Here is a 13,101-nt window from a genome sequence, read left to right as displayed (position 1 = left end):
AATGTCTAACGTAGCTATTCGTAATCTGCAAATCCAGTTGGGTGGCAACAAGGTCATCGAGTCTCTGAACCTGGACGTGAAGGCAGGGGAGTTCGTTGTGCTCCTCGGCCCATCGGGCTGTGGCAAGTCCACGCTGTTGCACAGCATCGCGGGACTGATCGACACCACCTCCGGCCAGATCGAAATCGGCGGCAAGGACATGACCTGGGCCGACCCGAAGGACCGCGGCATCGCGCTGGTGTTCCAGTCGTATGCGCTGTACCCGACCATGAACGTCGAAGCCAATATGTCCTTCGGCCTGCGCATCAACGGCACGCCGAAAGCGGAAATCGCCCGCCGCGTCGCGCGCGCTTCGGACATGCTGCAACTGGGGCCGCTGTTGAAGCGCAAGCCGGCCAACCTGTCCGGCGGCCAGCGCCAGCGCGTGGCGATCGGCCGCGCCATCGTGCGCGAAGCGGACGTGATGTTGTTCGACGAGCCGCTCTCCAACCTGGATGCCAAGCTGCGCACCGAGCTGCGTCGCGAACTGAAGCAGCTGCACAAGCAGCTCGGCGCCACCATGATCTACGTGACCCACGACCAGGTCGAGGCGATGACGCTGGCGCAGCGCATGGCCGTGATGAAGGGCGGCGTGGTGCAGCAGTTCGACACGCCGGCCAATATCTACAGCGAGCCGGCCAACCTGTTCGTGGCGACCTTCCTCGGTTCGCCGGGCATGAACCTGTTCAAGGGCAAGCTGGAACAGGAGGGCGGCCGCACCGTGTTCCGCAACGATCATATGTCCGTCGACGTGACGGATTATCCATTCAAGCAGCAGCCGACAGGCAAGCACGAATGTGTGCTGGGCGTGCGGCCTGAAGACATCGACGTCGGCAATTGCGACGGCGCTGAAAACGTGGTGTGCGCATCGGTCTCGTTGATCGAGGCGATGGGCGCGCACCGCGTGTTATGGCTGGACTTCCACGGCACCCAGGTCGCGGGCATCGTGCAGGACCAGCAGCATCTCGAAACCGAGAAAGACATCAGCTTCTCGATCCGCACCAAGCGCGTTTCACTTTTCGACGGGGCCAGCGAACAGCGGCTCTGACACCGTAGTAGCAGCTGTGTTTTAGTACCGGGCCGCCGCGGCATGGCCCGTTGCATCGGTGCGCCTTGTGGTGGCACCGGTTCCACTCGTGTATAAACTGTCGTAGAGAACAGGGCACGCCAACTTAAATGATGGAAGAAGCGAGGATAGACAAAATGAAGAAAACGATTTTAGCCTTGAGTATTGCGCAGATCGCGCAGTTCGCATTCGCCGGCGGCGCCCTGGCGCAGCAGGCCGCACCGGTGGCGCAAGCTGGCGGAGAAGTGGAAAAGATCATCGTCACCGCCACCCGCCGCGATACGCTGGTGCAGGACACGCCGCTGGCGATCACCGCCTACACGCAGGACACGCTGGCCAACAACCAGGTCAAGGACCTGGCGACGATGACCGCCATGGTGCCTAGCCTGGTGGTGGAACCGCACAGCGACTCGGGCGGCGTGCACGTCTACATGCGCGGCGTCGGCTCGGCCAACCACACTGAATTGGGCGACCCGGCGGTGGCGTTCTACGTCGACGGCATCTACGTGCCGCGCCCCCAGGGCGCGACGGCGCTGATGTATGACCTGAACCACGTCGAAGTCGCGCGCGGTCCGCAGGGTACGCTGAACGGCCGTAACTCCACCGCCGGCGCGGTCAACCTGGTGTCCGGCGCGCCCAGCACCGCCAAGACTTTCGGCTCCGCCAGCATCACGCTGGGCGACTACCATCATATCCAGACCCAGGCCATGATGAACATTCCGCTCAGCGAGGACATCGCGCTGCGCATCGCCGCCATCAAGGACCAGCATGACGGCTACGTCAACTTCCTCAAAGGTTCGAACGTCCAGCCGGGCACCAAGAAATACGGCGCCGGCGACCAGCAGGGCGCGCGCGCCTCGCTGCTGTGGAAGTTCTCGCCCGATTTGAAGGCCACCTTCATCGGTGATTACTACAGCGACACCGGCGCCGGCAACATCTACCTGTCGGCCGAACCGAAGCCGGGCCAAGACCTGCGCTCGGCGCTGATCGACACGCCGGGCACGCTGGACCAGTCCATCATCACCGCCAAGGCCAAGGTTGAATGGCATCCGATGGACGGCCTGGCGACGCAGTACCTGGGCGCGTGGAGCCGCTTGAAACGCACCAACGGCAGCGACGCCGACGCCGGTTTCTACCCGGGCTTCAAGGCCGAGAACCGCACCGAGTGGAGCCAGTTCGACAGCGTCTCCAACGAGATCCAACTGCGCTCGGATTCTGAATCGCCGCTGCAATGGGTGGGCGGTCTGTTCTTCTTCCGCGAGAAGAACAAGATCCGCTTCGACATCGACCGCAGCCAGATTTCGCAGGCCATGCTGGATCAGGACATCGCCAGCGGCAGCGTGATCTTCGTGCAACCGACCGTGGGCCAGTACGCGTCGGCGATGTCCTTCATCCAGGGCGACCGCGAGCTGCATTCGAAAGCCGTGTTCGCGCAGGCCAGCTACGACATCGATCCGCTGTGGAAGGTCACCGGCGGCGCGCGCTACACCAAGGACCACAAGTTCGACATCGGCGGCCAGAACTGGGCCTGCCCGAACTGGCCGGACAACGCGCCGCGCGGCACCGTCAACCTGACGCCGAACCAGATCGCGCAGCTGGTCACGCCGGGCGTGGGCACCATCAACACCCACAACATCGGCCCCGGCGGCGTGGTGAACCAGCAGACCTGCGGCAATACCTACGGCGACAACACGGCCGACCTGAAATACGGCCAGTCCACCTGGCTGGGCCGCGTCGAGTACAAGCCCACCAAGGATATCCTGACCTTCGCCTCGGTGACCACAGGCTTCCACTCGCCGGCCATCGGCGACGGCGGCGCCACCACCAAGCCGGAGAAGCTGACCAGCTATGAAGTCGGCTTCAAATCGGACCTGTTCGACCGCAAGCTGTCGCTGAACCTGGACGCGTTCTGGATGAAGTACAAGGACAAGCTGGAATCGCAGGTGGTGAACAACACGCTGCAAAACTTCAACGCGGCCGGCGCCTCGGTGAAGGGCGTCGAAGCGGAATGGAGCTATCGTCCGACCAGCGCCGACCGATTCAGCGGCAACGCCACCTGGCTGAAGGCGCGCTATGACGCCTTCCTGTCCTGCGACGTGGATGCTGCGCGCGCCAACAACCAGGCTTGCGGCACGACGGCGCCTACCGTCAATGTCGGCGGCGCGGTATTGAAGCACGCGCCGACGTTCGCGGCGACGCTGATGGTCGAGCATGACTTCGACACCGGCAAGGGCCGCATCACGCCGCGCGCTTCGGCGCACTACGAGTCGGAATCGTTTGTCGGTTCGGGTGCGTTCAATACCGATGTGCCGGGCCATCCGGGCGTGAAGCAGCAGAAGGCCTACACCACGCTGGACCTGAGCGTGCGCTACGAACCGCTGAACAAGGCTTACACGGCGGAGCTGTTCGTCAACAACGCCACCGACAAGGCGGTGAAGTATGACGCCATCGAAGTCTGCACGCAGGTCGGCGCGCCATGCCAGCCGACGCAGCAGATCTGGGCGGCGTACTACAACAACCCGCGCACTTTCGGCGGCCGCGTGTCGATGAAGTTCTAATAGGCAGGCCGGCAGCGATGCCGGCCTTTTCCTAGCTCCAGCGCAGCACTTCCAGCACGATGACTACGTAGAAAAGCAAGGCCGTTGCGCTGAAGTGGCCAGCCGCCCACGACATGCGCGCGCCCAGCCATATGACCATAAATATGAGGAAGGCCCACAGCGTCCAGGTCAGGTAACGCGAATAGTACTCGAGGATTTGCCAGTTCCACGCGCGGTCTTTCACGGAGTCGATCGCATGCGGTGTCGTCGGCGATTGCCCGATGGCCGGTATCAGGAACTGGACGATGGGAGTAATCTGATCAAGAAAGGCGGCGTGGCCGCCGCTGATGTACTTGACGTTTTCCACCGCCAGGTTGCCGGTTCCGGAATCGCCGGCATCGAAGCCGTTGAAGCCCGCGCTGCCTACGTCGTTCTTCAACCAGGCCACAGGCCACGTTTCGAAGAAGCGCGGGAGCAGCGCCACCACCCAGTCGTCCTGCGCGACATAATTGCGTACCTGCTTGACTTGGCCACGGCTGAAAATCTCTTTCCAGTCGTACTCCTTCCTGGCGACACTGCCGCCCAGTACCAGATGATCTATCTGCATGGATTTGTATTCGTGCAGCGCGCTGGTCAGCAGATAGGTGCCATTGCTGTGGCCGATAAAATGGATCTTGGTGGCTTTCGGGTAGCGCGCCAGTGTTTCGGTGTACTGATCCATGAACCATCGAACATACTTCTCGCGGTCGCGCCTCAACAGAAACTGGCCCATGCCGAAGTAGCCGTAGCGTACCGACGCGATGGCAAGTTTTTCGCCGGGCGGCCCATTGCGCACCTGCTGCTGCAAACTGGTCTCGAACTGCGACGACCATTCGCCCAGGTCGCGGATGCCGTGCATGATGAAGACGATTTGTGTAACGTCCGTGTCCCGGGGCGGCGGCAGCTCCTCCGACTGCTGCTTCAGCATGGCAAAGGGCTGGTCCACGGCGGCGAGGAACTTGCCGTAGCGGTAGTTCTGGATCGTCGGCGTTTCGTCCTTGACCGGTGGCGCCATGTCGAGGATGTCCGCGTGTCCTGTCCCCCTGACCTTCAACCAGACGAAATTATCGCCGCCGGTAACGCGCAGGTCTTCGTTGTCCGCCGGGCCGACCAGATCGTCGATATCGCCCAGCAGTTGCACGACTTCCGGCTCGCCGCGAGTGCTTTTCAGTTCCCTGGTCCAGCGCATCCACTCCAGTCGCAGGTCGGCCACAAACGGCGAACCTGTCTGCATGCCGATCAGCAGCTGGCCGTGGTGGGTGAGGTTGCCGTACCAGGTCGCCAGCGCATAGAAGCCATAAGCGTACCAGCGCATGTCGCCCGGCTTTTGGCCGGACAGATCCCAGCCGCGGTTCATGCCTGCCAGCAGTATCAAGCGCTTGACGCTGGTGGACCATGGTGACGCCGTCCCTTGCCAGGCGGGGTGCTGGGTGGTTTGTCCGGTGGTTTTTCCAGCCGAGTACAGCATGGCTTTGCGGGCCAGCAGCGCCCCCATGCTATTGCCGACGACGACCACCCCGGTGTATTGTTTCTGTTCCCACTGCGCCTGCACGCGCGAGCTGATGGCAATGGCGATGGCGTCGGGATCGGCGTTGGACATCGTGTGTGCAGGATAGCTGAGTGTGGCGACGTCACCGTATCGCAGCAACAGCGTGCGGATTGTTTGCCAGTAAGCTTGTTGTTCCTCTTTCTGTGCGTCCAGCCCGTGTACCAGCACGTACAGTATGGCCTCCTTCGATCCCGTGGCGACGCAGATCTCGACCGTGGGATTCTTGCTGTCGGTGTCGTAACGCGGCGCAAACTTGCCCCATATCGCGCCGGCCAGCAGCAGCATGAGCAGGGTTAGGGGGAGGTAAGCTAGCAGTTTCATGAGCGTATCCATGGCTGTTTCGAGTGAGGTCAAGTTATCAAAATTAACACTGATAATGATAAATTTACAGCAGGAAATAGTCTGAAAGTGCGCGCATTGTCACACCGCGCTATTTTGGCCGCCCGCATACAACAACGGCCGCCCCTGCGGGCGGCCGTTGTTGTATGCGGATGGCGGGTGGCGGGTTAGCGCGGGGCGACGGAGCCGCGCATGGTTACCGTGACGGGGAACTCGCGGATGATTTCGTGCTGGGTGCCGTAGCACAGGTTGAGCAGCCAGCGCACGGCGTTCTGCGTCAGCTGCTGCATCGGGATATGCACCGACGTCAGGCCCGGCGACGAGTACTCGGCCGAGTAGTCATCGTCATAGCCGATCACGGACACCTCGTTCGGCACGCTGATGCCGGCGCGGTGGAAGCAGGACAGGGCGCCGACCGCCATTTCATCGTTGGCGCAGAACAGGCCCGTGAACTTGCGGTCCTCGTTGATCAACTGCTGCGTGGCGCTGAAGCCGCCCTCGCGCGAGAAGTCCGATTCGATCAACCGCACCGCCGAACGTTCAATGCCACTGCGCTGCAGCTCGGCGAAGAAACCATCCAGGCGCTCCTTGTTATCGGACGTGAAGGCCGGGCCGGAGATCACCGCCAGTTCGCGATGCCCCGCTTGCAGCAAGGTCCGCGCCGCCAGTTCGCCGCCGTGAAAATGGTCGGGACAGAACGAGGCATCCGGCAGCTGCGGGCTGCGGCGGTTGAGGAAGGCCATCTTTGGATGCATCTTCTGCAGCGAGATCAGGTCCTCGTCATACAGGTCATGGCCCAGCACCACGATGCCGTCGCAATCGCGGCCGATCAGGAACTTGACCGCTTCCACCGCCTCGTCGCGCGGCGAGCCGTCGCCGCAGCCGGTGGCCACGACCACGTGCCGGCGCATGGCGCGCAGCTCAACGTCGGTCTGTTTGAGGATGGTGCCATAGTAGGCGCCGAAGAAGGAGGGCGTGAATATCCCGATCATGCCCAGCGACTGCGCCGACAGCGAGCGGCCGATGGACGAGGGACGGAAATTGAGTTGTTCGATCGCGGCCTGGACTTTCTTCATCGCCTCGGCCGATACCGGACCGGCGCCGGAAATGGCGCGCGATGCTGTCGACATGCCTACACCGGCGAGCACTGCGACGTCTTTCAGCGTTGCCACGAATTCTCCTGAACTGGGTGATGAAAGCGGCGCCGATGCGGGCCACTGGGTTAGCCTCTATCCTATCATGATCTCCCTATGGCGAATGGGGTATAATGTTCGATTGCTCGTAATTTTCATGGCGTATAAAGCAACCTATCATGCAATCGCAACCACTCAATCGTCTCCCCAAGCCCGCAACCGGCGCACCTGCGCCTAAAGTCGGCTTCGTCTCGCTCGGCTGCCCTAAAGCGCTGGTCGACTCCGAACAGATCCTGACCCAGCTGCGTGCCGAAGGCTACGAGACTGCCAAGTCCTACGACGGCGCCGATCTGGTCATCGTCAACACCTGCGGCTTCATCGATGCCGCGGTGCAGGAATCGCTGGACGCCATCGGCGAAGCGCTGGCCGAAAACGGCCGCGTGATCGTGACCGGTTGCCTGGGCGCGAAAAAAGACGCCGCCGGCGACGACATCATCATGAAGGTGCACCCGAAGGTGCTGGCCGTGACCGGCCCGCACGCGCTGGCCGAAGTGATGGATTCGGTCCACCTGCACCTGCCCAAGCCGCACGAGCCTTTCCTCGACCTGATCCCGGCGCAGGGCATCAAGCTGACGCCTAAGCATTACGCCTACCTGAAGATTTCCGAAGGCTGCAACCACCGCTGCTCGTTCTGCATCATCCCTTCGATGCGCGGCGACCTGGTGTCGCGTCCGATCGGTGAGCTGATGCTGGAAGCGGAGAACCTGTTCAAGTCCGGCGTCAAGGAACTGCTGGTGATTTCGCAGGACACCTCGGCCTACGGCGTCGACGTCAAGTTCCGCACCGGTTTCTGGAACGGCCGCCCGATCAAGACCCACATGACGCAGCTGATGGAAGCGCTGGGCGAGCTGGCCAAGTCGTACGGCGCCTGGGTGCGCATGCACTACGTGTACCCATACCCGCACGTCGACCAGGTGATCCCGATGATGGGCGAGCATATCCTGCCTTACCTGGACATCCCGATGCAGCACGCGCATCCCGATGTGCTGAAGCGCATGAAGCGTCCGGCCAGCGGCGAGAAGAATCTGGACCGCATCCTGGCCTGGCGCGCGATGAATCCGAACCTGACCATCCGCTCGACCTTCATCGCCGGCTTCCCAGGCGAGACCGAGGCCGAATTCGAATACCTGCTGGACTTCCTGAAGGAAGCGCAGATCGACCGCCTGGGTTGCTTCGCCTACTCGCCGGTCGAAGGCGCCACCGCCAACGAACTGGCCAATCCGGTGCCGGAAGAAGTGCGCGAAGAGCGCCGTGGCCGCGTGATGCTGCTGCAGGAAGAAATCTCGAAAGCGCGCCTGAAGGCCAAGGTCGGCACCACCGTGCGCGTGCTGATCGATGAAGTCAACCGCAGCGGCGGCGTGGGCCGCTCCAGCGCCGACGCGCCGGAAATCGACGGCGTGGTGTACGTCAAGCCGCCGTATGAGCCGCACAAGAAGCTGGCGGTCGGTCAGTTCTTCGACGTCAAGATCACCACCTCCGACGCCCACGACCTGTGGGGCGAGGCGCAATAAGCCAGTAGCAGTTGGCACGGAAAAAGCAGACCGGGGAAACCCGGTCTGCTTTTTTTTTTGGCCTGCTTCGACGTGGGCGCCCGTAAAGCGCATTGACTGATTGGCAAGTACGAAAGTCTCGTTTGACAGGATAGTCACAATAGTCTACATTGGGATCATGGTGTTGCCACTTGGCAATGTCGAAGTGCTGGCATGCCGACGGTGGTGATGGCGGGGCGCTGGCCGAAAGGAATTACCATGAATCAAATGATTGCCAGCAATGCACCGAACGCCGCCGCAAAGTCCGTCAATTGGACCGACAAGCACTATCTGGTGATCGACGATTGCGCCAGCATCCGTCAGTTGCTGCGCGAGAGTCTGCGTAACATGGGCGCGAAATCCGTCGACCAGGCGACGGATGGGGGCGAAGCGATCGCCCTCATCAGCAACAAGCGCTACGACGTCATTTTGTGCGACTACCACCTGGACGGTGGGAGGAATGGCCAGCAAATCCTGGAAGAGGCACGCAGCAATAATTTGCTCAATCCCAGCTGCATATTCGTCATGGTGTCGGCCGAGAAAGGCGCCGATTCCGTGATGGGCACGGCCGAATATCATCCCGATGCCTATCTGATCAAGCCGATCACCGAGGGCATGTTGAATACGCGCCTGAATCGCATTTGGCAAAAGAAGCAGGTTTTCAAGAGCATCGACCTGGCCTACGCGCGCAAAGACTATGCCGGCGCGGCCGCGCTGTGCGACATTCAGATCGTCGGTAACAAGCTGCACGAAAATGATTTGCTGCGCATGAAGGCCAATCTGTTGCTCAAATGTGGAGACCGTGACAAGGCCCGCGCCATCTACGAAAACATATTATGCCAACGCGATTGCGCCTGGGCCAAGGCCGGGCTGGCCAGGTTCTATGTGCAGGACGGTGATTATGCCGGGGCCTGCCAGATGCTCCAGCATGTTATCGATGGCAACAGCCTGTACCTGGAAGCCTACGATCAGCTCGCTGCTGCGCACAAGCTGCTGGGGCAGCAGGAACAAGCCGGAACGGTACTGGAGCGGGCCGCCAGGTTGTCGCCCAACTCCGTGGCGCGCCAGAAGACGCTGGGCGAGGTCTCGCTAGGGCTGGGTAATGTCGCGGCGGCGGAGAAGGCTTTCCGCAAATGTATCAGTGTCGGCGAACACTCGGTCAGCAGAACCGCGGATCCCTATTTTGCACTGGCGCGGGTATGCGGCATCAAGAAGGCGCCCAAGGAGGCGATGCAGATCCTCGCTACGGTGCAGAAAAAATTCGCCTGCGCCGCCAGCGATCTTCGCGCCAGAATCACCGAAGGACTGGTGTACCTGGATAATCAGGATCAACGCGCCGCAATGGTTATCGCCGACGAATTCGAGGCGATGCTGTCCGCGGCGACCGCGGCTGACCTGCCTTCCGCCAATATCTGCATGGATATCGCGACATTGCTGCTCGAAGTGGGCATCAAGGAACCTGCGGTCAAGCTGCTGTGCCACATCATCCAGAACAACGATGACGACAAGAGCGTGCGCGACGCGGTGGAGAAGGTCTTCGCCTGCGCGCAGATGGGCGACGAGGGCCTCGTGTTGATTGAAAATGCGCGCAAGGAGGCGACCGATATCATGAATCGCGGGGTGCTGTTGTGGAAGACCGAAAAGTTGGAGGTGGCGGTCGAGTGGATGCGCGCCGCGCGCCTGAAGATGCCGGGAAATCTGCGCGTTCTATTCAATACGGCGCAGATACTGATTTCGCACGTGCAAAAGCGCGGCTACGATCCAGCGCTGTTGGCCGAGGCGTCCGAGGTGCTGGCGCTGATCGACCGGATGGCGCCCGGCCAGCCGCGCCACGTCGAACTGCGCCTGCAACTGGAGAGCATCATGCCCGACCCGCTTGCGGTGGGCGGGGTGTGACGCGGATTGCCAATTCAGATCAAACTGACTATCCTGCAAAAAAGAACTTGATACAGGACGAGCGCATGGAAGACGTATTGACCACAGGAGAGGCCGCGCGCATTTGCGGAGTTAATTTTCGAACCGTACTGCGTTGGATAGACCGCGGGCTATTGCAGGCGTATAAATTGCCGGGCAGAGGCGATCGCCGGGTCTTGCCAGGCGAGCTGCATCGCTTCATGCGTGAGAACGGCATCCCCGACCGTTCGCAAGCGAGCGCCGTGCCCAGGCGCGTGCTGATCGCCGATGACGAACCGGCCATGGCGCGCGCGATCGAGCGCGTGCTGCGCGGGGCGGGCTTTGAAACAGCGATCGCGACCAACGGATTCGAAGCGGGCGCCATGCTGTCGACATTTAAGCCCTCGGTGATGACGCTGGATTTGTGCATGCCCGGCCTCGATGGCTTGGACGTTCTGCGTTTCCTGCAAAGCAACGAGCTTTTTGCGCCGTCGAAGACGCTGGTGGTGTCCGCCGACACCGAGGAGCGTCTGCGGGCGTCGCTCACATTGGGGGCGCATGGCGTGGTACGCAAGCCGTTCGAGAACGACGAGCTGTTGGCGGCGGTGGAGCAAATGCTGTCGACCCCGGCCAGCCGTGGCCTGCTTAAGGTTTGATCGCGCAAAGCGTTTATAATCGGGCCATGACCATCAAAAAATCCCCGCAGACCGCACTCGTACATACCGATTACCAGGCCCCGGAAGGCTTCGCCGCTTTCCCCGGCGCCATCCACCATGCCTCGACGGTGCTGTTCAAGAACGTGGCGGCCATGCGCTCGGGCGACTGGAAAGAGAAGAACGCCTATACCTACGGTCTGCACGGCACGCCGACCACCTTCACGCTGGAAGCGCGCCTGGCCGAGATCGAGGACGGCAAGTACTGCCTGCTGGCGCCGAGTGGCCTGGCGGCGATCGCGATGGTCGACTTCGCGCTGCTCAAATCCGGCGACGACGTGCTGTTGCCCGATAACGTCTACAACCCCAACCGCGAGCTGGGGCGCTGGCTGTCGGCCGATTACGGCATCACCGCGCGCTACTACGATCCGCTGATCGGCGAGGGCATCGCCGCGCTGATCCAGCCGAACACAAAGCTGATCTGGACCGAGGCGCCGGGTTCGGTGTCGATGGAAGTGCCGGACCTGCCGGCCATCTGCAAGGCGGCGCACGAGCGCGGCGTGATGGTCGCGTTGGACAACACCTGGTCGGCCGGCCTGGCGCTGCGCGGCTTCGAGCTTGGCGTCGACATCATCATGCAGGCGCTGACCAAGTACCAGTCAGGCGGTTCGGACGTATTGATGGGCGCAGTCATCGTGCGCGATCCGGCGCTGCACGAAAAGCTCAGTCTCTCGCATATGCGGCTCGGCATGGGCGTCGGCGCGGACGACGCCTACCTGGTCGCGCGCGGCCTGCCGACCATGCGTTTGCGCTTCGACGCGCACGACGCGGCGGCGCGCAAGCTGGCCGCGTGGTTGCAGGCCCGCCCGGAAATCACCAGGGTGCTGCATCCGGCCTTTACCGATTGCCCTGGCCACGAGATCTGGAAGCGCGACTTCAACGGCGCCGGCGGTTTGTTCTCCGTGCTGTTCGACGCGCGCTATACCGAGCAGCAGACCGACCGCTTCGTCGACGCGCTCAAGTTCTTCAAGATCGGCTACAGCTGGGGCGGCGCCAACAGCCTGGTGATGCCTTACCGGATACAGCACATGCGCAAGGATTGGCAGGATAAGGGCATACTGGTGCGCTTCAACGTGGGCCTGGAGGATGTCAACGACTTGATCGCGGATGTCGAACGCGCGCTGGGAGAACTGCAATGAGCCGCTTCTGGAGCGATGTGGTCCACGGCCTGACGCCGTACACGCCGGGCGAACAGGTGCAGATGCCCGGCCTGGTCAAACTGAACACCAACGAAAACCCCTACGGCCCGTCGCCCAAGGCGATAGCGGCGATGCAGGCCGCCGTCGGCGACCAGCTGCGCAAGTATTCCGATCCCGGCAACGCCGTTGTGAAAGACGCGGTGGCGCGCCGCTTCGGCCTGACGCGCGAACAGGTCTTCATCGGCAACAGCTCGGACGAGGTGCTGGCGCATACCTTCCACGCCTTGCTCAAGCACCAGCTGCCGCTGCTTTGCCCGGACATCAGCTACAGTTTTTATCCGACCTATTGCAGCTTGTACGGCATCACGGCGGTGCAGGTGCCGCTGAACGAGCGCTTCGAGATCGACGTCGAGGATTATCGCCAGCCGTGCGGCGCCATCATCATCGCCAACCCGAACGCGCCGACCGGCATCGCGCTGCCGCTGGAGCGGATCGAAGCGCTGGTGGCCGCCCATCCCGAGCAGGTGGTGGTGATCGACGAGGCCTATGTGGACTTCGGCGGGCAAAGCGCGATCGCGCTGCTGGGCCGCTACGATAATCTGCTGGTGATCCATACGCTGTCCAAATCGCGCTCGCTGGCCGGGCTGCGGGTTGGCTATGCCGTCGGCCATCCGGACCTGATCGCGGGCCTGGAGCGCGTGAAGAACAGCTTCAACTGCTATCCCCTGGGGCAGGTGGCGCAGGCCGGCGCGGTGGCGGCGCTCGACGACCTGGCCTACATGGAGCAGACTTCGCAAGCCATCATCGCCACGCGCGCGTGGTTGGCCGCGCAGATGCAGGCGCTGGGCTTCGAGGTGCTGCCGTCGGCGGCCAACTTCATCTTCACCCGCCACCCCGGCCACGACGCGGCACAGCTGGCGGCGGGCTTGCGCGAGCGGGCGATCCTGGTGCGGCACTTCAAGCAGCCGCGCATCGACCAGTTCCTGCGCATCTCCATCGGCACGGACGAAGAGTGCGCGAAGCTGGTCGATGCGCTGAAAGCGATACTGCCAACGGGGTGAGGAA

Annotated in this window: 9 protein-coding genes; 7 read left to right on the top strand and 2 right to left on the bottom strand. The window is 62.3% G+C overall.

Annotated features, from left to right (window positions below; all coding sequences use genetic code 11):
• Nucleotide 1: 1 nt before the first annotated feature.
• A complete protein-coding gene (locus V6M89_RS26970) occupies nt 2-1,087 on the top strand; it encodes an ABC transporter ATP-binding protein (RefSeq protein ID WP_332856103.1) in 1,086 nt (361 codons plus the stop codon).
• A 155-nt stretch (nt 1,088-1,242) separates the two neighbouring features.
• Complete coding sequence (locus V6M89_RS26965; RefSeq protein WP_332856102.1) at nt 1,243-3,663, top strand: TonB-dependent receptor; 2,421 nt, start codon at nt 1,243-1,245, stop codon at nt 3,661-3,663.
• A gap of 31 nt (nt 3,664-3,694) precedes the next feature.
• On the opposite strand, the gene V6M89_RS26960 is transcribed toward V6M89_RS26965, so the two are convergent.
• Nucleotides 3,695-5,551 carry an alpha/beta hydrolase gene (locus V6M89_RS26960; RefSeq protein WP_332856101.1) on the bottom strand — a complete coding sequence of 619 codons (1,857 nt, stop codon included), beginning with the start codon at nt 5,549-5,551 and terminating at the stop codon, nt 3,695-3,697.
• A 185-nt stretch (nt 5,552-5,736) separates the two neighbouring features.
• Nucleotides 5,737-6,741 (bottom strand): LacI family DNA-binding transcriptional regulator, encoded by a 1,005-nt coding sequence (locus V6M89_RS26955; protein ID WP_332856100.1) that lies wholly within the window; start codon nt 6,739-6,741, stop codon nt 5,737-5,739.
• A 140-nt stretch (nt 6,742-6,881) separates the two neighbouring features.
• Here V6M89_RS26955 and rimO point away from each other — a divergent pair, with 140 nt between their 5' ends.
• The 5 genes from rimO to hisC all read left to right on the top strand — a co-directional run bounded on the left by rimO (nt 6,882) and on the right by hisC (nt 13,097).
• Nucleotides 6,882-8,273, top strand: a complete 1,392-nt coding sequence (rimO, locus tag V6M89_RS26950) for a 30S ribosomal protein S12 methylthiotransferase RimO (protein WP_116990945.1) — start codon at nt 6,882-6,884, stop codon at nt 8,271-8,273.
• Nucleotides 8,274-8,465: 192 nt separating this feature from the next.
• Nucleotides 8,466-10,187, top strand: a complete 1,722-nt coding sequence (locus tag V6M89_RS26945) for a response regulator (protein WP_332856099.1) — start codon at nt 8,466-8,468, stop codon at nt 10,185-10,187.
• A 65-nt stretch (nt 10,188-10,252) separates the two neighbouring features.
• Nucleotides 10,253-10,840, top strand: coding sequence for a response regulator (locus tag V6M89_RS26940; RefSeq protein ID WP_332856098.1), 588 nt, complete (start codon nt 10,253-10,255; stop codon nt 10,838-10,840).
• 26 nt (nt 10,841-10,866) lie between these two features.
• Nucleotides 10,867-12,036, top strand: a complete 1,170-nt coding sequence (locus V6M89_RS26935) for a cystathionine beta-lyase (protein WP_332856097.1) — start codon at nt 10,867-10,869, stop codon at nt 12,034-12,036.
• A complete protein-coding gene (hisC, locus tag V6M89_RS26930) occupies nt 12,033-13,097 on the top strand; it encodes a histidinol-phosphate transaminase (protein WP_332856096.1) in 1,065 nt (354 codons plus the stop codon). Before V6M89_RS26935 ends, hisC begins: the two co-directional genes overlap by 4 nt.
• Nucleotides 13,098-13,101: the final 4 nt, after the last annotated feature.

Origin of the sequence: Duganella sp. S19_KUP01_CR8 (genome assembly GCF_036688705.1) — a bacterium.
Lineage (GTDB): Bacteria > Pseudomonadota > Gammaproteobacteria > Burkholderiales > Burkholderiaceae_D > Rugamonas.
This window is presented reverse-complemented; position numbering and strand designations above follow the sequence as displayed.